This window comes from Caulobacter segnis, assembly GCF_003243465.1.
Taxonomy (GTDB): domain Bacteria; phylum Pseudomonadota; class Alphaproteobacteria; order Caulobacterales; family Caulobacteraceae; genus Caulobacter; species Caulobacter segnis_A.
This window is the reverse complement of the sequence record NZ_QFQZ01000063.1, coordinates 1-21,684: the sequence shown is the minus strand read 5'-3', so window position 1 is coordinate 21,684 and position 21,684 is coordinate 1. Positions and strand designations below refer to the sequence as shown.

Here is a 21,684-nt window from a genome sequence, read left to right as displayed (position 1 = left end):
ATATTCAAATTTGGCCGACGGAGACGACCTCACCTTGCGGCTCATCTCTGCAAAGCGGAGAACGCTGCTAGAAGGCGACGCTCGTCAGAGAACGATGTTCGGCGCCGTCGACTGCCGTTCGACGATCTCGTGGTCGAGAATATGATCCCGGCCTGGACGGCGGTCGGCTTCCAGCTTGCTGATTTCCGCGGCCAGAAGGCCCAAGGCCTCCGCCGCGAGCTTTCGCACAGGCTGGTGAACCGTCGTCAGTGGCGGCCACAGCGTCACCGCCGCCGAGGTGTCGTCGAAACCCACGACAGTAAGCTTCTGTGGCACGTCCAGGTGACGCCGATGCGCGACCGACACGACAGCGGCGGCCATGTCGTCGTTGCTGGCGAAGATGGCGGTCGGGGGCGGGCTCGTGTCAAGAAGCGTCTCGGCCGCCGACAAGCCGGATGAAAAGCTGAAGTCGCCCTGCGCCAAGGCGACAGTAACGTCTGCTGCTTCGTTCACCGCTGCGCGAAAGCCGGCGAGGCGCTCTGCGCTGGCGGCCTGGTCGGGGTTGCCGAGAATGAAGCCGAGGCGCCGATGACCAAGTGCGATAAGGCGACGCGTCATCTCGTAGGCCGCGCGCCGGTCGTCGATGCGGACGCAGATCGCATCCTCGACAGAATAGGCGCCGACCGCCGCCATCGGCAGGCCAGCCTTTTTCAACGCCTTCAGCACTGCGCCCGACTCGCCGAGCGGTGGCGCCAGGATGACTCCCCGAACGCCGGAGGCCACCAGGCTCTTGAGCTCCGCGGGGCTCGGCGCGCGGCCGCCTTCACCGCCTTTCAGCAGGATGAGACGCGCGCCTCGAATCGAGGCCTCCTCGAAAACGCCGGTCAGGAAGTCGCTCATGAAAGCGGCGCTAGGGTTGGAATAGACGACGCCAATCCGCATCTCGGCGGATGTCACCAGACTGCGCGCGGCGACGTTCGGCGTGTAGCCAAGGGCGCGGATCGCCGCGTTGACCGCCTTTCGCGTCTCAGGGCCAACGCCGACCCGATCATTGATCACGCGCGAGACAGTCATCGGCGACACGCCAGCCTCGGCCGCGACGTCGATGATCGTCGGGACGCGCACGCCATCCGGATTCTTAGCCAAGATCGTCTCTCTGCTCGTGAACTCGCCAGCCATCCTGACGGCGCTCGCTGACGCGGCCCGTCATAACCAGCGTTGCAGCCTAGGTCGATTCATGAAGCCGCGAGGCGGCCGGGAGCGTAAGGACGGCGGCCAAGTTTGGCGCTTCGCAACCCCAGATTCTCAGCCGCTCCTCGGGTGAACAACCTTCATAGCTTCGACACCTAGCGCTCGCTCAACAGCACTGGAGGCGGTAGCCGACCCCCGGTTCGGTGAGGAGTAAGGTCGGATGCGCCGGGTCGTCCTCGAGCTTCTGCCGGAGCTGCCCGACAAACACGCGGAGGTACTGGGTGTCGCCGACGTGCGCTGCGCCCCAGACGCCGACCAGCAGTTCCTTGTGGGTCAGCACCTTGCCGGGCGACATCGCCAACCGCGCCAGGAGTTCGAAGGCTTTGGGCGATAGCTTCACGACCTCGCCGGCCTTGGTCACCAGGCGCAGGTCAAGATCGACGACGATGTCGCCGAATGAGAGCGGACCCGTGGGTCTTTTCGGCGCCGAGGACTGGCGAAGCGCCACGCGAAGCCGGGCCAACAACTCGCCGACGCCAAACGGCTTTTCGACATAGTCATTGGCGCCGCGGTCCAGCGCGTCGATCTTCTCGACCTCGCGATCACGGGCCGACAGGATCAGGATAGGACCTTCGTAGAAGGCGCGGGCCTTCTCCAGGACCTCCTTGCCGTCCATGTCGGGCAGGCCGAGATCCAGCACGACGGCGTCGGGGGACCACAGGGCGATCCCGCGCAGGCCCTCCTGGCCGCTATCGGCGCGCAACGCCTCATAGCCAGCGGCGTCGAGGGCAGGGCCCAGGAATCGGTGGATCTGCGGCTCGTCGTCGATGACGAGGATACGGTGGCGAAGCGCGTTCATGCCCTCGTCATAGCAGATGGTGCGGCGTCTCGACGCCCTTGGGCAAACTGATCAGGATCCGCGTCCCCTTGCCGTCATGGATCGGGCTGGCGGCGGCGATGCGCCCGCCCAGCGCGTCGATGAAGCCCTTGGCGATCGAGAGGCCAAGACCCGCGCCCTGGCTGCGGTCGCTGGGTTCCTCCATGCGGCGGAACTTGTCGAAGACGCGCTCCAGCTGGGCGGGCGGGATGCCGCGCCCTTCGTCCTCGATGCTGATCACCAGGTTGGAGCGGTCCTCGTACGCCGCCATCTCAATGCGAGCCTCGGGCGGGCTGTAAGCGATGGCGTTCTCTAGCACATTGACCACCACCTGTTCCAGCAAGCTGGCGTCGGCCTGGACCAGCGACAGCTCGCGGGGGAAGTCACGCGTGAGGTCGCGGCCGCCCAGACGACGGGAGACGCGATCGGCGGCGGCGTTGAGGACGTCGCGGACATCGACCCAGTCGGTGCGCAACCGCAGGGCGCCGCCCTCGACACGGGTCATGTCCAACAGATTGGCGACGTAACGATTCAGCCTCTCAGCCTCTTCGCGGATGCTGACGACGAGATCCTCGCGGACGGGCTTGGTCAGCTTGTCGCCGTAATCAATCAGCGTAGTCGAGGCGCCCAGCACGGTCGACAGCGGCGTCCGCAGATCGTGGCTGACCGAGTTCATCAGCGCCGAGCGGAAGCGGTCGGCGCGGCGCAGGGTCTCGGTCTCGACCGCCTCGGACGCCAGTTGCGAGCGCTCCAGCGCCACGGCGCCCTGTTCCAGTAAGGCGAGCACCAGCCGCTCGTGGTCCGAGCCCGGCGGCGCAGCCCCGGCCTCGACACCGGCCACGCCTGTCCGCGCGCGCACCCCCTCCATCGGCCAGAAGGTCCAGCGCGCCTGGGGCAGGGTGCCGGTGCCGAAGCCGGCGGGCTCGCCCTTCTCCCAGGCCCAGCGGGCGGCGGCCATCTGGGCGGCGTCGAGGGGCTCCAGGCTGGGCGAGCCGAAAGCTGGCGCGATCTCCTCGCCCTCCGGCAACAGTACGAGCGACCGCCCGCCGGCGGCGGCCGAAATCTGCTCGGCTAAGGCGCGGGCGACGGCGTCTCGTCCGGTCGCGGCCGACAGGGTGCGGCTGGCGGCTAACAGGGTCGTCACCGCGGCGGCGCGGCGCTGCGAGCCCAGCGCCTGGTCGCGCACCCGACCCGCCAGGCCGCCCGAGGCCAGGGCGACGGCCCAGAAGACGATCAGGGTGATGAAGTCCGTTGGAGAGCCGACCACCAGGCTGTAGCGAGGCTCAAGGAACAGGTAATTGTAGACGATGAAGGCGACCGTCGCTGCCGCCAAGGCCGGACGAAGGCCATGGAGCACGCCGGCGGCTAGCACCGCGGCCAGGAAGATCATCCCCAGGTCGACGCGGTCGAAGGTGACGTCGAGGCCCCAGGCCGCCAGGGTGGCGGCGGCGATGAACAGCGCCCCGACCGCATAGCCCTGCCAGCGCCCCAGCCCAAACGCCCTCTGCGGCTTGGCTTCCCGCTCGTGCGCAGCCTCCGTCACGACATGAACCGCCACGCCGCGCGCCTCTCGCAGCAGGGCGGTGGCCAGGGAGCGCCCCAGGAACTCCCGCCAGCGGCTCTCGACCGACTTGCCGATCACGATCTGGGTGACGTTGTGGCGGCGGGCGTAGGCCATCACCGTGTCGACGATATCGCGGCCGCTGAGGGCCACCGTCACGCCGCCCAGTTGCTCGGCCAGGCGGTAGGCTTCGCGCAACCGCGCCGTATCGCCGTCCTCGGCCAGCGGCCGGTCGGTCCGCTCGACGTGGGCGACGATCCAGGGGGCGTCCATCATCATGTCCGAGAGCCGTCGGCCCGCCCGCACCAAGGTGGCGGCCATGGCGTCCCCGCTGACCAGGACCAGGATCCGCTCGCCCGCCGCCCATGGGCCCTCTACGCCCTTCTCGCGCATGGTGGCGACCAGCTGGTCGTCCACCGTTTGGGCGGCGCGGCGCAGGGCCAGCTCGCGCAGCGCCGTGAGGTTCTCGACCTTGAAGAAGTTGTCCGCCGCCAGCCTGGCCGTCTCGGGGACATAGACCTTGCCGGCCGCCATCCGCTCGCGCAGCTCGCCGGGCGTAATGTCGACCAGCTCGATGTCGTCGGCGCGGGACAGGGCGCTGTCGGGCACGGTCTCGCGCTGGCGGACCCCGGTGATGCGCTGAACGACGTCGACCAGGCTCTCCAGGTGCTGGACGTTCAGGGTCGTCCAGACGTCCACGCCGGCGGCGAGGAGTTCCTCGACGTCCTGCCAGCGCTTGGGATGGCGCGAGCCGATGGCGTTGGAGTGGGCGTATTCGTCGACCAGCAGGATCTTGGGCTTGCGCGCCAAGGCCGCGTCGATGTCGAACTCCATTTGGACGCGGCCGCGGTGCTCGATCGGCTTGCGGGGCAGGACCTCCATGCCGCGCAGCAGGCTTTCCGTTTCGCGACGGCCGTGGGTCTCGACCACGCCGATCAGGACGTCCGCGCCCTCGGCCTTCCGGCGGCGGGCGGCGCGTAGCATCTCGTAGGTCTTGCCCACGCCCGGCGCCATGCCCAGAAACACCTTGAGCCGCCCCCGGCGCGCCTTGTTGGCGGCGGCCAGGAGCGCCTCGGGGTCCGGGCGTTTTGGTTCGTCCGCCGGCACTAGCCGCCTTTCGGATAGCGAGCGTCGAGCGCTCTGTTCAGCGCCAGGACATTGACGCGCGGCTGGCCGATGAAGCCCAACAGGGGGCGCTGGACCTGACCCGCGATCAGAGCCTCGATCTCGGTCGCCGGCGCGCCCCGCGCCTTGGCGATGCGCGGCGCCTGGAAGCGGGCGTTGGCCGGCGAGATGTCCGGATCCAGGCCCGAGGCCGAGGTGGTGACGGCGTCGGCGGGGATGACCGCGCCGGGGTTCTCGGCTCGCAGAGCGGCCGCGTCGTTCTTTTCCCGCGCGATCAGCTTGTCGTTCAGCGGGCCCATGTTGGAGCCGCTGGACGCCGTGGCGTCGTAGCCGTTCCCCGCCGCCGAGGGCCGTCCGTAGAAGTATTCCGGCTTGGCGAAGGCCTGACCGATCAGGGCCGAGCCGATGACCTTGCCGCCCGCGTCGCGGACCAGGCTGCCGTTGGCCTGGGTCGGGAACGCCGCCTGAGCGACGCCCGTGACGGCAAGCGGATAGGCCAGGCCCAGCAGGGCGGTGAACAGACCCATCGAAGCCAGGGCCGGGCGAAGATGCGAAAGCATGACGGATGTGTCTCCGAGGACTCGTGTTTACGCCAGACCCAGGGTCGAGACCACGAGGTCGATCAGCTTGATGCCGACGAACGGCGCGATCAGGCCGCCAAGGCCATAGACGGTCAGGTTGCGCGACAGCAGCTTGCCGGCGCCGACGGCGCGGTACTTCACGCCCTTCAGGGCCAGCGGGATCAGGGCGACGATCACCAGGGCGTTGAAGATCACCGCCGACAGGATGGCGCTCTGCGGGCTGTGCAGCTTCATCACGTTCAGCGCACCAAGCGCCGGCAGCGAGACCACGAACATCGCCGGGATGATGGCGAAGTACTTGGCCACGTCGTTGGCGATCGAGAAGGTCGTCAGGGCGCCGCGGGTGATCAGCATCTGCTTGCCGACCTCGACGATCTCTATGACCTTGGTCGGGTCGCTGTCGAGATCGACCATGTTGCCGGCCTCGCGCGCGGCCTGGGCGCCGGTCTGCATAGCGACGCCGACGTCGGCCTGGGCGAGGGCGGGGGCGTCGTTGGCCCCGTCGCCGCACATGGCCACTAGGCGACCCTTGCCCTGTTCCTCGCGGATCAGCCGCAGCTTGTCCTCGGGCGTGGCCTCGGCCAGGAAGTCGTCGACCCCGGCTTCCGAGGCGATGGCGGCTGCGGTAACCGGATTGTCGCCGGTGATCATCACCGTCCGCAGGCCCATGCGGCGGAGGTCGGCGAAGCGCTCCTTCACGCCGGGCTTAACGACGTCCTTCAGGTGGATGACGCCCACCAGGACGCCGTCCTCGCTGACGGCCAGCGGCGTGCCGCCCGAGCGGGCGATGCGGTCGACGGCGCCGGTCATTTCGGCCGGGATGCTCTTGGGCTCCAGCGCCAGCGAGCGATAGACGGCGTCGACCGCCCCCTTGCGCCAGCTACGCCCGTCGTGATCCAGGCCCGACTGGCGGGTCTGGGCGGTGAACGGGATCGAGGTCGCGCCTTCCGGCGGCTCGACGGTCAGGCCGGCGTTGCGCGCCAGCTCGACGATCGAGCGACCTTCAGGGGTTTCGTCGGCCAGCGAGGCCATCAGCGCCGCTTTCATCGCGGCGTCGGGACGCACGCCCGGGGCCGGGATCACCTCGGTGGCCATGCGGTTGCCGAAGGTGATGGTGCCAGTCTTGTCCAGCAGCAGGGTGTCGACGTCGCCCGCCGCCTCCACCGCCCGGCCGGAGGTGGCTAGGACATTGACCTTCAGCAAGCGGTCCATGCCGGCGATGCCGACGGCGGACAGGAGCCCGCCGATGGTCGTCGGTATGAGCGTGATGAACAGCGCGCCCAGCACGAGCGGATCCAGAGCTACGCCCGAGAACTTGCCCAGGCCCAGCAGGGTCACGACCGCGATCAGGAAGATCAGGGTCAGGCCCGCCAGCAGCACGGCCAGGGCGATCTCGTTCGGCGTCTTGCGGCGATCCGCGCCCTCGACCATCGCAATCATGCGATCGAGGAAGGTCGAGCCCGCCTCGGCCGTCACGCGCACCTTGATCCAGTCGGAGACCACCGTGGTGCCGCCGGTGACGGCCGAGCGGTCACCGCCGCTTTCGCGGATCACCGGCGCGCTCTCGCCGGTGATGGCCGCCTCGTTGACGCTGGCCATGCCCTCGATGATCTCGCCGTCGGTCGGGATGACGTCGCCGGCCTCGACGAGGATCACCTCGCCGACGCCGAGCTTGTGAGCGGGGGTCGGGATCCAGGTCCCAGTCTTGGGATCGACGAGCAGCTTGGCCTTGGTGGTCACGCGGGTGGCGCGCAGGCTGTCGGCCGCCGCCTTGCCGCGCCCTTCGGCGACGCTTTCGGCGAGGTTGGCGAACAGCACCGTGGCCCAGAGCCAGACGGCGATCTGGATGGCGAAGCCCGCCGCCTGGTGGGTCGCCACCGCCGCAACCGCCGAGACCGTCGACAGCAGGGCCACCAGCCAGGTGGCGAAGATCACCGGATTGCCGGTCAGCTTGCGCGGATCGAGCTTGAGGAAGGCCTCCTTGGCCGCGCGGGCCAGGACCGCGCCGGAGAGGCCGCCGGCCAGGGCGCGTCGTCCCTGATCGGCATGGATATCGACGGATGTCATGGGATCACCACTCAGCGGAGGGCGGCGACCGCGTCGAGCGCTTGGAAGTGCTCGACGATCGGTCCCAGCGCCATCGCGGGGAAGAATTGCAGGCCGCCCAGGATCAGGATCACCCCGATCAGGAGGCCGATGAAAAGACCGCCGTCAGTCGGCAGGGTGCCAGCCGTCGGCGCGAGCTTGGGCTTGGCGGCTAGGCTGCCGGCGATCGCGAGCACCGCGACGATCGGGAGAAAGCGTCCCAGCGCCATGGCGATCCCGAGCGTCACGTCCCACCAGGGGGCGTTGGCGGTCAGGCCGGCGAAGGCCGAACCGTTATTGGCCGTGCCCGAGACATAGGCGTAGAGGATCTCCGACAGGCCGTGCGGCCCGCTGTGCATCAAGCCCTTCAAGGCCTCGGGCAGCACGGCGGCGATCCCGGAGAAGCCCAGCATCGATAGTGGGATGATCACCACCGCGAGGATCGAGAACTGGATCTCGCGCGCCTCGACCTTCTTGCCCAGATACTCGGGCGTGCGGCCGACCATCAGGCCGGCGACGAACACCGACAGCAGGGCCATGACGACCATGATGGCGACGCCCGAGCCGATGCCGCCGGGCAGGATTTCGCCCAGCTGCATCAGGAACATGGCGATCCCGCCGCCCAGGGGCATCAGGCTGGAATGCATGCCGTTGACCGAGCCGTTCGATGCCCCGGTGGTCATGGCTACCCAGGCGGCCGTGGCAGGCGCGCCGAAGCGAACCTCCTTGCCCTCCATGTTCACCGACGCGTCGACCTTGGCGGCGACCTGGGCCGGCGGGGCCTGGGTTTCGGTGGCGTAGACGCCCGCGGCCCCGGCGAATAGCAGCACGAAGGCGGCGATCACCAGGGCGCGCACGTCCTTCTTGGCCAGCACCATGCGGCCGAAGGCGAAGAACGCCGCCCAGCCCAGGGTGTTGATCGAGACCGCCGTGATCAGGTTAGTCAGCGGGGTCGGGTTCTCGAACGGATGGGCCGAGTTGGCGTTGAAGATCCCGCCGCCGTTGATGCCCAGCATCTTGATGGCCTCTTGGCTGGCCACGGCGTAGAGCGAGATTTTCTGATCGGCGCCCTCCAGCGTGTGAGCGGTGACGCCGGCGGCCAGGGTCTGGGGCAGTCCCAGGGCGACCAGCAGGATCGCCACCACGAAGGACAGCGGCAGCAGCAGGTAAAGCGTCGTCCGGACCAGATCGCCCCAAAAATTGCCGACGCCCTCGCCGCGATTGGCGACGAACGCCCGGGCCAAAGCCGCCGCGACCGTCGCGCCGGTGGCGGCCGAGACGAAGTTCTGCACCGTCAGCACCAGCATCTGGCTGAGCGTCGACATCGTGCTCTCGCCCGCATAGCTCTGCCAGTTGGTGTTGGTGACGAAGCTGATCGCCGTGTTGAACGACAGGTGACCCGAGAGGCCTGGAAAGCCCTGCGGGTTCAGTGGCAGCACGCCCTGCAGGCGCAGCACCGCATAGATGAAGACGAAGCCGACCAGGTTGAAGGCCAGCAGGGCCAGGGCGTAGGCGTGCCAGCTCTGGCTCTTGGTCGGGTCAACGCCGCAGGCCTTGTAGAACAGGCCCTCGACGGGCCGCATCACGGGGTCGAGGAAGGTCTTTTCGCCGTTCCAGACGCGCGACAGAAAAACGCCCAGCGGCCAGCCGATGGCGACCGCCAGGCTCAGGGTCAGGGCGATCTCAGCCCATCCTTGCCAGGTCATGGATAAGGTCCGTCAGAACTTGTCGGGCCGCAGCATCGCCGCGACCATGTAGCCGGCGATCACGATCGCGCCGGCGCCCCACAGCATGTTCACGAGCATCGTCAGACGCGCCTCAACGCGGCGACGAACGCGCGGAACAGGGCGAACAGGCCAAACGCCAGCGCCCCGTACAGAAGATCAGCCATGACGGCCTCCTTTGGTGTCGGAGACCAGGGACCACGAAGCCGCGTAAAGGCTCCATGCGAAAGCCACGGTCGCGCATAAAGGCGGCGTAAAGACGGACCGGCCGGCGGCGTTACGACGCGGGTTTGGGGCGGTAGCGATCGATCTCGATGCCGTGGCGGCGCAGCTTGTCGTAGAAGGTTTTGCGCGGTGTCTGCAGCAAGGCCATGGCGATGCGGGCGTCGCCCTCGCAGGCGGTCAGCGTCTCGCGGATGACCATCGCTTCATAGCGAGCCATCCTTTCGGCGAGCCCCTCCGCGACGCCTCGACCGACGTCCTCGACAAGCACTGCGGACGGCAAACCCAGCGCCACGCGTTCGGCGTAGTGGACAAGCTCGCGAACATTCCCAGGCCAGTCGTGGCCGAGCAGATGGTCGCGGACCACGGCGGTAAGCCGGGGCGTCGGCCGCCTTAGCCGGGCCGAAGCCTCGGCCAGGAAGTAGCCGAACAGCGACGGCACGTCCTCCCGCCGCTCCCGCAGTGGCGGCACCACCAGCGTCACCACGTTCAGTCGGTAGTAGAGGTCGGCGCGAAAGGCGCCGGCGCGCACCGCCTCGGCGAGGTCGACCTTGCTGGCGGCGATGATCCGTAGGTCAAGATGGCGAGGTTCAGCCGCCCCCACGGGCCAGATCTCGCGTTCCTCCACAAGGTTCAGCAGCTTGGCTTGCATGGCGGGCGACAAGCCATCGATCTCGTCAAGGAAGAGCACGCCCCGGTCGGCGCGCTCGATGCGACCGATGCTGGGGCGAAGATTGGCGGCGCCGCTGGCGGCGCCGAACAGCTCGGTCTCGAACACCGCTTCAGGCAGCGCTGCGCAGTTGATCGTGATCATAGCGCGGTTGCGACGCGATCCTCCGCGGTGAAGCGCCTGGGCGACGAGCCCCTTGCCGACGCCGGTCTCGCCTTGGATCAGGACGTCCACCTCCGTCTCGGCGAGTTGGGCGATGGTCGCTCTTAGACGCTGCATGACCGGCGTGTCGCCGAGGACAAAGGCGCCGCCCGCGCCTTGAGCAGCGGCTTCCAGGCGCCGGTTGTCCAGAACCAGGCTGCGCTTCTCGAGGGCCCGAGACAGCGCCGCGGCCAGCCGCTCCATCGGGAAGGGCTTGGAGACGAAATCATAGACTCCGTCCTGCAAGGCGGCGACAGCCATGGCCACGTCGCCGTGGCCGGTGATCAGCAGCATGGGGATGTCTGGATCGATCGCCTGCACCCGCTCGAACAGCGCCAGGCCGTCCATGCCGGGCATGCGCACGTCCGAAACCACCACGCCTTCGAAATCGCGCGAAACCGCCTTCAGCGCCGCCGGTCCATTGTCGAAGGTAGCGACGTCAAACCCACGCAGGGTCAGGCCCTGCGAGACCGCCATCCGAAGCGCTTCGTCGTCGTCGACGAGCAGGATTCTGCCGACACGGGACATCAAGCGGGCGCCTTGCGCAGGGTCAGGACAAAGGTCGCACCCTGGCCGGGCGTGGAGGCGGCTGAGAGGCGCCCGCCAAAGTCGGCGGCGATGTCGTGGGCGATGACGAGGCCAAGGCCGAGGCCGCGTGGCTTGGTGGTCAGGAAGGGCGTGAACAGCGCGCGCTCGACCTCCGGCGCCAGGCCGGGGCCATTGTCGCTCACGGCGATCTCGACGGTGTCGCCAAGGTCCCGCACGGTGATCGAAACGGCGCCGTCGGCGCGGCGCTCCACCGCCTCGAAGGCGTTCTGCAGAAGATTGACCAGAACCTGTTCCAAGCGCACCCGCTCGCCGAGTACGCGGAGTCCCGCAGCCTCGCCCTGACGTGTCAGGCGAGCCTCCTGGCGTCGAGAGCGGCTTGCCGTCAGCAGCACCGAGCCGTCGATCACCTCGCTGACCAGGGTCGGCTCCACCCGGCCGTCGGCCTTGCGCGAGAAGGCCCGCAGTTCGTCAGTTATCCGACCGATCCTTTCGGTCATGGCTACGATGGCAGATAAGGTGTCGCCGGCGGCTTCGGCTCGGCCGCGCGAGATCAGCAGAAGGCCATTGTCGGCGTTCGCCCTAATCGCCGCCACCGGCTGATTGATCTCGTGCGCCACCCCGGCGGCGATTTGGCCGAGGGAGGCCAGCTTGTTGGCCTGAACCAGATCAGCCTGCAGCGAACGCAGACGGGTCTCCGTCCGTTGACGCTCGTCAACCTCATGGGATAGGGCGCGGTTGGCTTCCGTCAGTTCGGCGGTGCGCGCCTCGACCCGTCGCTCCAACTCAAGGCGCGCCTCGCGATCGCGCAGAGCCATTTGCAGCATGCGCCGTCGGCGCAACGAGAGCCACACCAGTCCCGCGCTAAGCAGGGTCCACACGAGGATGGTGATCCAGCGCGCAGCGGTTGCGGCCTGTTCGGCGGGGCGCGTGGTGCTCAGGAGGTGCAAGGTCCAGCCGGGCGCGACCTCGGGCAGGCGCGTCTCAATCTGGGGATCGGCGTGCGGCGCGTCTGTCCGGGCCACGCCGCCAGCGGTCGCGCGCAAGGGAAGGGCCGCAAATGTCGCCGCGCCGTACTGGCCTTCGGACCGTAGGAGCTCACGCTTCGCGCGCGGCAAGGGTTCGCGCGCCCTAAACCGCCATGCAGGCTGGCTGGTGATCAGCACAAGGCCGTCGCGGTCGACGACGAAAGCGGGTTCGCCGATCGCTCGCCAGGCCGCCTCGACACCGTCGAACTCCAGCTTGACGACGACGACGCCGAGCGGCCCCGCGGGCCCATCCACCCGACGAGCCAGATAGAGGCCGGGCTTGCGGCTGACCGTGCCGAGGGCGAACTGCTCGGCGTAGCCTTGACGCAGAGCCTCGACGAAATAGGGACGGAACCCATAGTTGGAGCCTACGAAACTGGTTGGCCGTCGCCAGTTGCTGGCGGCGGCGGTCACGCCGTCGGCGCCGATGACATAGACCGTGGCGGCGCGCGTCTGTGTTCCTAACGCCTCCAGCTTGCGAGACAGGACGGCTAGCCGCGCGGGTGAGTTGCTGATTAGCGCGGCCTTCAGGTCGGCGTCGTCGGCCAGGACCAGGGGCAGGGCCCGCTGCTTGTCCAATTCGCTGCGAAGAACCGCCGCATGCAGGGCCGCGGAGGCGTTGGCCCGGATCCGTAGGCCGGCCATCGCCCGCTGCTCGATCAGCGCGCCGACCGACAACGCCAGCAAAGCGCCTATGACCGCAGCCGCCGCCACGAACCCCGCCAGTCGCAGACGGGAAACGGCGAGCGGCGCGGCGACTAGGTCGGAACCTGCTGTGTCAGCTTGTGTCATATTCCACACAGCTTTGATGATTTCGCGGCGGATTATGACACGGCTAGCGGCGATCTAGCCAGCCTCTTTTCACAGATCCCCTTTTTTTTCATGAAGTTATAGGCTGCCACACGGTGCGAAGGCGCTGAGCGGGCTTCTGCTTCACAGTCTGTTCAAGCGCCCAAACCGCAAGGGCGTATGAGGAAGCAAGCAGGAGCCCAGCATCATGATCCCGCAAACACCGTCCGCATCACCGCCGCGCCCGGCGCCTTGGTACACGCACCTTTACGTTCAAGTGCTGATCGCGATCACCCTGGGGGCGCTGATCGGTCACTTCCAACCCGAGTTCGGCGAGAGCCTGAAGCCGCTGGGCGACGCCTTCATCAAGCTCGTGAAGATGGTCATCGCGCCGGTGATCTTCCTGACTGTCGTCACCGGCATCGCCGGCATGCGTGACCTTGGTAAGTTCGGGCGCGTGGTGCTGAAGGCGTTCACCTACTTCCTGACCTTCTCCACCTTGGCCCTGGTGCTGGGCATGGTGGTGGCCAACCTGGTGCATCCCGGGGCCGGCATGAATATAGACCCAGCCACGCTGCACAGCGAGAAGGTCGCCACCTACGCCGCCAAGGCGCACGAGACGACCATCGTCGGCTTCCTCAGCAACATCATTCCGGCAACCGTCACGGGCGCCTTCGCCGACGGTGACATTCTGCAGGTGCTGTTCTTCTCCATTCTGTTCGGCGTCTCTCTGGCGCTGGTCGGGGACAAGGGGCAGCCGGTGGTCGATCTCCTGGAGTCGATCGCTCACGCCTTCTTCCGCCTGGTCGGCATCCTGATGAAGGCCGCTCCGATCGGGGCGTTTGGCGCCTTCGCCTTCACCATCGGCAAGTACGGTATCGGCTCGGTGGTGAACCTGGCGGCCCTGGTCGGGACCTTCTACGCGACGTCGCTGGTCTTCGTGCTGGTGGTGCTGGGCGCGGTGGCCCGCTTCAACGGTTTCTCGATCCTCAAGCTGATCCGCTACCTGAAGAGCGAGTTGCTTCTGGTGCTGGGCACCAGTTCTTCGGAGTCGGCCCTGCCCAGCTTGATCGACAAGCTTGAGCGCGCCGGGTGCGCCAAGCCGGTCGTGGGCTTGGTCGTGCCGACCGGCTATTCGTTCAATCTCGACGGCACCAACATCTACATGACCCTGGCGGCGCTCTTCATCGCTCAGGCGACCGGCGTACACCTGTCGCTGGGCGACCAGCTGCTGCTGCTGGGCGTGGCCATGCTGTCGTCCAAGGGCGCGGCCGGTGTGACGGGCGCTGGCTTCATCACCCTGGCCGCCACCCTGTCGGTGGTGCCTTCGGTGCCGGTCGCCGGCATGGCGCTGATCCTCGGCGTCGACCGCTTCATGAGCGAGTGCCGGGCCTTGACCAACTTCATCGGCAACGCCGTCGCCACCATCGTGGTCAGCCGTTGGGAAAAGGCGCTCGACAAGGGGGCGCTCGATGCGGCCCTGGCCGGACATCCGGCTGCATCTGATGTCGAGCCGGTTCCTGTCGCCGCCGAGTAGCGACGATCCTTCGCGGCGGCGCCTGTGAAACACGGCGCCGCCAATATCGACCTTCCTTTGCGCGTCACGAGATAGCGCGGAGACCCCACATGCGCATGCTTTTCACCACCACGGCGCTCATCGCCGCTGGCTGCTCCGGCGCGGCGAGCGCGCAGGACGCCGATTTGGCCGCACTCAAGGCGCAAATCCAGGCACTGCAGGCCAGGCTCGATCTTCTGGAGCGGCAGGCCACTGTCCCGGTCACGCCCGGCGCGCCGGTCAAGACCCTGCCTTCAGCCCCGGCCACCCAGCCCAAGCCCGCGGAACCCATTCGCTGGGAAAATTCGCCGCGCTTCACCGATGCTTCGGGTTCGACCTTCAAGCTGCGTGGGCGCATCCTGCTGGACGCCGTCGATGCGGTATCCCAACGCGACGGCGTTCCCGACTATCACGCTCGCCAGTTCAGGGCGCGACAGCTGTACCTCGGCGTCGAGGGGCAGACTGGACGATGGGGCTATCGCCTCGAGGGCGGCGCCGTGAACGGCGGTGGCTGGAGCTGGGATGACGCTATCCTTGAGTACAAGCTCGACCCTCGCACTTCGATTTTGGTGGGTAACCAGAAGGCCGCCTCGCTGGAGGCGCTGACCTCGTTCAAGTCGATCACCTTCATGGAGCGTGGCGCCTACGGCGATGTGATCGACGCCGGCTATGTGCTGGCGCTGGAGGCCGTCCGCACCGGCCCGAACTGGTCTGTCTGGGCTGCTCTGCAGGGCGACACTGTCAACAAGACCGACGCGGCTGGCGGCTATGATCCAAACCAGGCCGTGGAGCGTCTGGGCGCGACGGTGCGCGCGACCTGGTCGCCGCAGCTGTCTGAGGCCGACCGCCTGCATCTGGGCGCTTGGCTACGCCGGCGCGATCGGGGCGGGGAGACCGGCTTTACCTACACGGCCGCCGCCAACACCGCCTTCAGGCCTCAGACCTCGTCCGGGGCGACGCTCTTTTCGACCGGTGCGGTCGGCGATGGCGACACGACTGTGGGCGTCGAGCTCGCCTGGGTTCATCGGGCTGTATCGCTGCAAGGCGAGGCGGCGCGGATCAAGGTCGACCGCATCGCCCCAACCCTCAATCCGACGCTTGGCGGACCCGATTTCAATATCGCCACCGCGTACGTCGCCGGTAGCTGGTTCGCGACTGGCGAGACGAGGCCCTACAATCCCAATGGTTCGTTCGGCAGGATCAAGGTGGCGCATCCCCTCGACAAGGGCGGCTTCGGGGCTCTCGAATTGGCGGCGCGCTACGACTACGCCGATTTCAGTCACATGTCGGCCAATGGCTTGGTGCGCCCCGCCTCGCAGACGGGCCTGGCCACGGCCGGAACCTACGAGTCCGTCACGCTTGGCGCCAATTGGTACCCCTATAGCTATGTCCGACTGACCGGAAATCTGACCCGCGCCAGGATCGATAACCGGCCCATCAACGGCGTTGAACTGGACGCCGATGTCACGGTGGCTCAGGCGCGAGTTCAGGTCGAGTTCTAGCGATCGCCCCAAAGTATCCCCAGGCGGGCGGGCAAAGACCCGTCCCCTAACGGGCGCGCCCACACCGCGATCAAGCAACGCGCCTAACGGCGACTAACCTCCCGCGGCGACGGAACAACCCTAGACAAGCAGCGCGGCGAGGGCCTCGGCGTGATCTGTTGCCGGGCGCGCTGAGGCCTGGCCGGCGCGTCGGCGGATCGAGGAGGCCACCTCGTCCCGCCTCCGCCGGAGGCGAGCAGCTAGCAGAGGATTCCAATGGACTTGAAAGATAAGGCCACGTTCATCACGGGCGCCGCCAGTGGCATCGGCAAGGAGATCGCCCGCCACTTCGTCCTTGAGGGCGCGAAGGTCGCTATCGCCGATCTCAACATCGAGGCCGCACGCGCGACGGCCGACGAGCTCGACCCTAGCGGCGCCTCGCCCCTGGCTGTGAAGATGGACGGCACGGACGAGAGCGAGGTCGACGCTGGCGCCGTTCCGGCATGTCCGCTAACGCGGCGACAGAATTTGACCCAGTCGGTCCTCGGTCTTCGCGATGCGCTCGAGGGCAGGATACCTCGAGCCCAGGTGGTAAGGGACCCTGACCTCGCGCACATGGTCGTCGGCCTTGACGCTCAGAGTGATGGGCGGCGCGCCAGGCTTGGCCGCGGCGATGATCGCCGTCTTCAAGGCGCCAGGAGAATAGGGCTTTCCCGCCACCTTGACGATCCGGGCGCCGGCGGTGACGCCGGCCTGGAAGAGGGGGCCGTTCCAGAGCGTCTCCTTGACCGCGCCGTCCCAGCCGATCTCCGCACCAAGCGAGAAGGTGAGCAGGCTGGCCTCGGCGTCCTTTTCATACGCGACGACATAGGCCGAAGGTTGCGCGTCGAACCCCAAGCTCCAGCCCGAACGGGTCAAACCGTCGAGCGGCGCATGATCGTGGGCGTCGAGCCGGGCGTTGAGAAAGCTGGCCCAGTCGTAGGGGGCGACCGCGTCCAGGGCCGACACGACATTTTCGAAGTTATAGGTCGAGACCTTCATGTCGCCGTCGTCCACACCGAAAAAGGCGCGGGCGAAGTCGTCCAGCGACCTGGCGCCGTGGGTGCGTTCGCGGATCAGGGTGTCGACGTCCAGCCACAGCAGCTGGCCTTCTTCGTAATAGTCGAGCGACCGCAGCCAACTGGTGGAGCCCGTGCCGCCGGCCGAGTTCATGATGTAGGCGTTCGTCGTGTCTCGCAGGCTTCGCCAGCCACGTCCTGGCGTCGCCTGGGCGTTCGCCGCGATGAGCGCCAGGCGCTGGCGCATCTGGGCGGGTGAGTAGAGGCCCGAGCGTGTCGCCAGCGTGTCGCCATAGTACTCAGTCAGGCCCTCGTAGACCCACAGCAGGCTGTTGCGCATCGGGGTCGTATAGTCCGGCGTCCAGAGGTCGTCCGGTCGGCGATGCTTCCCGTTCCAGGCGTGCACATACTCGTGGGCGAGGATATCCCGGCCACTGAAGGCAGTATCCCAGTCGGTGAAATAGCCGGCGGAATTGTAGCCGTTCTCGCTCGACCTCTGATGCTCGGCCCCCAGATAGCCGACCGTGGGGTTCAGGCTCAGCAGGAAGTCGTAGTGGTCGAAATTCCGCGCGCCGCCGAACAGCCTGTCGGCCTGCTGCACGAGGCGCCGATGGATCGCCACCTGGGTCGTTGTCGCCTTAAGGTCCTTGGGATCGTCCGCGAACACGTTCAACCGCACAGGACGCGCTGATCCGGGGTCGAGGTCGAAACTGGCCTTGTGACGCCCGACATAGACCGGCGAGTCCATGAGGGTTTCGAAGCTGGTGATGGCGAACCGCGTGGTCGCGCCCGTGGTCTCCGCGCCGTCCAGCGCAGTGGCGAGGCTCCACTTCGCCGGGACGGTGAGGGTCGGGCGGACGCGAATGCGGCTTACCTCGTAACCTGCCGGATAGAGGGCGACGGCGGTCCATTTCAGCAAGACCAGGTTCGGCGTCACCGCGATCCGAACAGGTCCGCCGGGCTGGGCGGTGGGTTGCTCCAGCCGGACGGTTAGAGACTTCACGCCGGGCGGGACGTGCACGTGGAAGGCGGTCATCTCGACCGGATCGCGCCGCCAGTCCAGCCGCCGACCGTCTTCGGTGGTGATCGTGAAGCCGCTCATCAGCACGATCTGGGCGCTGGGAGAGTGTTCGCCCGGGATCCATTTGGGCAGAGACAGCACCAGCGGGCCGGGCTGCACGGGGAGAATCTCGGTGACGCGGAACACCTTGCGCGTCGTGTCGCTGACATCGACCTTCAGGTCGATCACGCCCGGATAGTCTACGGCCCGCGCCGCCGGGATCGGCGGTGTGGGCGGGGCGGGCTTGGGGTCGGCTAGGGCTGGCGCGCCCGCTAGCGCGAGGCACGCGGCCAATAGCAGACTGGGCGTCATGCGGTCTCCTTGAACGACGTGGCGGAGCGGTCACGGGCATGACCGCTCCAGGCAGGGCGTCACAGGCCGGCGGCGCCGCCGATCTTGCGGGTCAGCTGTAGGTAGTAGCTGCGCCCCGTCGAGGAGAACCAGGAGGTGTCGTAGTACGGATAACCCGAGTAGGTCGGGTCACGGGGCGGGTTCTTGTCGAGCAGGTTGTCGACGGCCAGGCTCACGCGGGTGCGGTCGTTGATCTCGTACTGGACCGTGGCGTTGACCATGTAGGTCGCCTTGGTCCAGCCGTCCTCGTTGTAATTGGCGATGCGGTCCAGGCGCTCGCCGTGGAGGCCCACGCTCAGGCCGTCCAGTCGCCAGTTGATGGCCGCGCTGCTCTTGGTGCGGGGAATGACGTAGCCGCTGTCGTAGGCCAGCTGGTTCTCGATCGGATCTCCAGGATACTGGCGGCTCGTGTGGTTATGGACCCAGGTGTGCGCGATGCTGAAGTCGAACGTTCCCAGCGCGCTCGTGGGCCAACGGTAGTGTGCCGCGACGTCGACGCCGGTTGTCCGCTCCGTGGCGACGTTGATCGGATTGATCGTGACGGTGGTGATCCCGCCAGGATTGATCGCGGCGGTCAGCGGGTTGCGCTTCACGCGCGACAGGGCGTCGACGCAGGTCGGCGAGGTGATGCTGACGGCTGTCCCGGCGGAGGTCTTGCCGATCCGGCAGTCGGCCTCCTGGCGCAGGACGCTGTCCAGGCTCATGTCGAGCACCGCGTTGTCCAGTTGGACGCGGAAGTAGTCGACCGAGATGTCGAAGTTGCGGACCGGCGACCACACCGCGCCGTAGTTGAAGGACTTGGAGGTTTCCGGCTTCAGGTCGGCGTTGCCTAGGCGGACCTTGACCAGGCCCTCGTCTGCGTAGCTGCAGTCTCCGATATCCTCGCCGGGCTCTTCAGTACGGCAGCGGTAGTAATCGGTGCCCGACGGGTGGCTGATGCCTTCCTTCGCGAAGACATAGTGCAGGTCCGGCGCCCGGAAGCCCGTGCCATAGGCCGCGCGCAGGAGCAGCGTCTTCACCGGACGCCATTCCACGCCGCCGTTATAAGTGAACTTGTCGATCGTGGAGCCGCCGTACTTGTAGCTGTCGTAGCGTCCGGCGGTGGACAGTTCGACGGTGCTCAGCAGCGGCGCGCGGAACTCATAGCCGAGGCCCCAGTGATCGCGCGACCCTGAGCCGTCAGCGTCTCGCAAGCCATAGTAGTAGTTGACGGTGGCGAGCGGATCGAGGCCTAGCTTGTAGAACTGGTGTCCATACTCCGCGACCGCGGCGAAACCGACCGGGCCCGCCGGCAGCCGGAACAGTTCAGCCTGATTGATCTGGAAAGATACGCCCTGTTGCCGCGCAACGGGCTTGTAGGTCGTGCGCGCCGTGATCGACTCGAACTCGGCCGTGGTGAGCGGCTTATACAGACGCGCCGGATCGGCGTTGAAGATCGGATAGCCGCTATCGGCGTCCACGCCCAGTTGAGGGCCCAGGAACAGCGCCGTCGCCTTTGAGGTGACGACCTTGGGCCAGCTGATCGACGAACGATACTGGCTGAAATTGTAGAAGGCCTCATAGTCCCAGCCGCCACCCAGGGATCCCTTGACCCCTGGCGTGATGCTGAACGTGCGTGACACGTTCTTGATGAAGCCCCGCTTCAGTCCGCCCATCTCCTCGGGCGTGAACTGCCGTTGCCAGAAGTCCAGTCCGCCGGCGGCCTGATTGTAGAAGATGCCGTCTTCGCTGCCTTCGGCGTCCTGATACTGCCAGCTCAAGACGTCCTGGAACTGCCGCGTGCGGCTGTAGCCGGCCGAGATGTCCACGAAAAACGACAGCGTGTCGCGTGGCGCGTAATTGAGCGAGGCGACGACGTTCGCGCTTTTGCGCTCGCTGATGATCGTGCCGTAGCCGATAGAGCTGTAGCTGCCGCAGTAGAAGCCTGGGCCATAGTCGTCGAGATCGGCGTCATAGGCGCCCCAGCCTGGCCTGCTGGCGTATTCGATCGATCCGCCGTTCAGCTTCGAGAGCGCCTTGCAGGTGTTCGCGCCGGGGTCGAGATAGATATCCTCCGAAGGATCCATCCGCAGGAAGTCGCGGCGCGCGATCGCCGTGCGCGGACTGGGGCTGTCCTTGGTGCTGTCCTGGATATCGCGGTCGTAGGCCCAGATCGGACGCTGATTGACGAACTCGCCGCCGATCACCAGGTCGAAGTCGCCCTTCGAGTATCCGCTCGAGACGTTGACCCGCTGGCTGGCGCCGCCGCCGTGCTCGTAGCCGCCGAAGGTCACGTCGACCGTCGTGCCGTCGACCTTCTTCTTCAGATTGAAGTTGACCACGCCCGAAATGGCGTCCGAGCCGTACACGGCCGAGCCGCTGCCGCTCAGCACTTCGATCCGGTCGATCATGCCCAGCGGGATCGACGAGGTGTCGGTGAAGGCGCTCTTGCCGTTGTAGGGCAGGGGGAAGTCGGCGATGCGCCGCCCGTTCACGAGCACCAGCGTGTGGTTCGGGCCAAGGCCGCGCAGGTCCACCTGCTGGGCGCCCGGGGTCCAGTCCATGCCGCTGGATGACTGCTGGGTCTGGGTCTCGCCGCCGTTCTGGGTCAGGGCGCGCATGACGTCTGGAACGCTGTTGAAGCCGGCGGCCTTGATCGCGTCGCCCGTTATGACCGTGACGGGAGCGGGGCCCTCCGTCGCCACGCGGGGGATGCGCGACCCGGTGATCACCAGGGCTTCGACGGCGTCGTCGTTCGCGCCTTTGGCAGGCGCGGTCTGGGCCGTCGCCTGGCCGACGATGAGAAGGCCGGCGGCGCCAGCCAGCGCGCTGGCGCGAAGAAGCTGAGACTTCATGGATATTCCCCCTCGATGTTGACGCCAGCGGTCCCTGTCCCGGGCGGTCCGTAAGCGACTATGCTGCGAGACTGGGCCTAGTTGGGTCGCGAATTTCTCAGATTGAAAGTCGTAAATGACAGATTGTCAAAGTTAATGGACATCTTGCCTCTATCGTGCAGCAATTTGCTCAGCCCGCCTGGATGGTGGGCGAGATGCTGATCTCAGGGGCGGAACGACGTGCAGCGTGTCGCAAAAAGGGGCCGAGCGATTAGACTCGGATCGAATGGAGAAATCCACATGGTTCGGTTCGCGCCCGCGATGGCCTTGGCGGCCCTGCTCGTCAGCACTGCCACCGCCCACCCGGCGACGCCGGCTGGCCCTGACGCGGCCGGACCCGGCTATGAGTACTACGTCACGGGCGACATCAACGCGCCCACGCCGGGCAAGACAGGGCCGCTGCTGGGCCTGTTCGGCGGCGGCGACTGGCCGATTGAGGCGTTCCGCACCTTCGTCAAGCAGTCGGGTGGCGGCCACATCGTTGTACTGCGCGCGCGCGGCGGCCGTGAGTTGCAGGACGAAATCTACAACGACGTCGGCGGCGCGGTGTCGGTCGAGACACTGGTCATTCACAACGAGGACGCTGGCGAGGATCCGAAGCTGCTGGCGGTGATCGCGCGCGCCGACGGCATCTTCTTCGGCGGCGGCGACCAGAGCAATTATGTGCGGGCCTGGAAGGGCACGGCGCTGAACAAGGCGCTCGACGCCCACGTCAAGGCGGGCAAGC

General features: G+C 67.2%; 12 protein-coding genes and 2 pseudogenes. 4 read left to right on the top strand and 10 right to left on the bottom strand.

Annotated features, from left to right (window positions below; genetic code table 11):
* Positions 1–84: 84 nt before the first annotated feature.
* The 8 genes from DI526_RS17170 to DI526_RS17135 form a co-directional block, all read right to left on the bottom strand.
* Positions 85–1,158, bottom strand: a complete 1,074-nt coding sequence (locus DI526_RS17170; RefSeq protein ID WP_304280588.1) for a LacI family DNA-binding transcriptional regulator — start codon at positions 1,156–1,158, stop codon at positions 85–87.
* Positions 1,159–1,336: 178 nt separating this feature from the next.
* A complete protein-coding gene (locus DI526_RS17165; RefSeq protein WP_304280586.1) occupies positions 1,337–2,029 on the bottom strand; it encodes a response regulator in 693 nt (230 codons plus the stop codon).
* A gap of 7 nt (positions 2,030–2,036) precedes the next feature.
* Complete coding sequence (locus DI526_RS17160) at positions 2,037–4,715, bottom strand: sensor histidine kinase KdpD (RefSeq protein WP_304280583.1); 2,679 nt, start codon at positions 4,713–4,715, stop codon at positions 2,037–2,039.
* Positions 4,715–5,293 (bottom strand): potassium-transporting ATPase subunit KdpC, encoded by a 579-nt coding sequence (kdpC, locus tag DI526_RS17155; RefSeq protein ID WP_304280581.1) that lies wholly within the window; start codon positions 5,291–5,293, stop codon positions 4,715–4,717. Before kdpC ends, DI526_RS17160 begins: the two co-directional genes overlap by 1 nt.
* A gap of 27 nt (positions 5,294–5,320) precedes the next feature.
* A complete protein-coding gene (gene kdpB, locus DI526_RS17150; protein WP_304280579.1) occupies positions 5,321–7,381 on the bottom strand; it encodes a potassium-transporting ATPase subunit KdpB in 2,061 nt (686 codons plus the stop codon).
* Between the two features lie 11 nt (positions 7,382–7,392).
* Positions 7,393–9,105, bottom strand: coding sequence for a potassium-transporting ATPase subunit KdpA (gene kdpA, locus DI526_RS17145; protein ID WP_304280577.1), 1,713 nt, complete (start codon positions 9,103–9,105; stop codon positions 7,393–7,395).
* Positions 9,106–9,400: 295 nt separating this feature from the next.
* On the bottom strand, positions 9,401–10,744 hold the full coding sequence (locus tag DI526_RS17140; protein ID WP_369692055.1) for a sigma-54-dependent transcriptional regulator: 1,344 nt from the start codon (positions 10,742–10,744) through the stop codon (positions 9,401–9,403).
* Entirely contained in the window at positions 10,744–12,582 is a 1,839-nt protein-coding gene (locus DI526_RS17135; RefSeq protein WP_304280573.1) for an ATP-binding protein, read from the bottom strand. The genes DI526_RS17140 and DI526_RS17135 overlap by 1 nt, the downstream gene beginning before the upstream one ends.
* Before the next feature lie 205 nt (positions 12,583–12,787).
* Between DI526_RS17135 and DI526_RS17130 the strand changes: the two genes are divergently transcribed.
* From DI526_RS17130 to DI526_RS17120, 3 genes and pseudogenes are all read left to right on the top strand, one after another.
* Positions 12,788–14,116 carry a dicarboxylate/amino acid:cation symporter gene (locus DI526_RS17130; protein ID WP_304280572.1) on the top strand — a complete coding sequence of 443 codons (1,329 nt, stop codon included), beginning with the start codon at positions 12,788–12,790 and terminating at the stop codon, positions 14,114–14,116.
* An 89-nt stretch (positions 14,117–14,205) separates the two neighbouring features.
* Positions 14,206–15,636 (top strand): OprO/OprP family phosphate-selective porin, encoded by a 1,431-nt coding sequence (locus tag DI526_RS17125; RefSeq protein WP_304280570.1) that lies wholly within the window; start codon positions 14,206–14,208, stop codon positions 15,634–15,636.
* Between the two features lie 255 nt (positions 15,637–15,891).
* Positions 15,892–16,092 (top strand): annotated as a pseudogene (locus tag DI526_RS17120) (SDR family NAD(P)-dependent oxidoreductase); the annotation flags it as partial.
* Positions 16,093–16,125: 33 nt separating this feature from the next.
* Here DI526_RS17120 and DI526_RS17115 read toward each other — a convergent pair.
* Positions 16,126–18,045 carry a M61 family metallopeptidase gene (locus tag DI526_RS17115; protein WP_304280568.1) on the bottom strand — a complete coding sequence of 640 codons (1,920 nt, stop codon included), beginning with the start codon at positions 18,043–18,045 and terminating at the stop codon, positions 16,126–16,128.
* A gap of 59 nt (positions 18,046–18,104) precedes the next feature.
* Entirely contained in the window at positions 18,105–20,918 is a 2,814-nt protein-coding gene (locus DI526_RS17110) for a TonB-dependent siderophore receptor (protein WP_304280566.1), read from the bottom strand.
* Positions 20,919–21,197: 279 nt separating this feature from the next.
* Here DI526_RS17110 and DI526_RS17105 point away from each other — a divergent pair.
* A pseudogene (locus DI526_RS17105) lies at positions 21,198–21,684 on the top strand (peptidase); the annotation flags it as partial.

What these genes read in the sequence shown, in the direction of transcription:
- DI526_RS17130 (WP_304280572.1), top strand. Translation starts at nt 12,788, where the DNA reads ATGATCCCGCAAACACCGTCCGCATCACCGCCGCGCCCGGCGCCTTGG.
- DI526_RS17125 (WP_304280570.1), top strand. Translation starts at nt 14,206, where the DNA reads ATGCGCATGCTTTTCACCACCACGGCGCTCATCGCCGCTGGCTGCTCC.
- kdpA (WP_304280577.1), bottom strand. Translation starts at nt 9,105, where the DNA reads ATGACCTGGCAAGGATGGGCTGAGATCGCCCTGACCCTGAGCCTGGCG.
- DI526_RS17140 (WP_369692055.1), bottom strand. Translation starts at nt 10,744, where the DNA reads ATGTCCCGTGTCGGCAGAATCCTGCTCGTCGACGACGACGAAGCGCTT.
- DI526_RS17170 (WP_304280588.1), bottom strand. Translation starts at nt 1,158, where the DNA reads ATGGCTGGCGAGTTCACGAGCAGAGAGACGATCTTGGCTAAGAATCCG.
- DI526_RS17135 (WP_304280573.1), bottom strand. Translation starts at nt 12,582, where the DNA reads ATGACACAAGCTGACACAGCAGGTTCCGACCTAGTCGCCGCGCCGCTC.
- DI526_RS17115 (WP_304280568.1), bottom strand. Translation starts at nt 18,045, where the DNA reads ATGACGCCCAGTCTGCTATTGGCCGCGTGCCTCGCGCTAGCGGGCGCG.
- kdpB (WP_304280579.1), bottom strand. Translation starts at nt 7,381, where the DNA reads ATGACATCCGTCGATATCCATGCCGATCAGGGACGACGCGCCCTGGCC.
- kdpC (WP_304280581.1), bottom strand. Translation starts at nt 5,293, where the DNA reads ATGCTTTCGCATCTTCGCCCGGCCCTGGCTTCGATGGGTCTGTTCACC.
- DI526_RS17165 (WP_304280586.1), bottom strand. Translation starts at nt 2,029, where the DNA reads ATGAACGCGCTTCGCCACCGTATCCTCGTCATCGACGACGAGCCGCAG.
- DI526_RS17110 (WP_304280566.1), bottom strand. Translation starts at nt 20,918, where the DNA reads ATGAAGTCTCAGCTTCTTCGCGCCAGCGCGCTGGCTGGCGCCGCCGGC.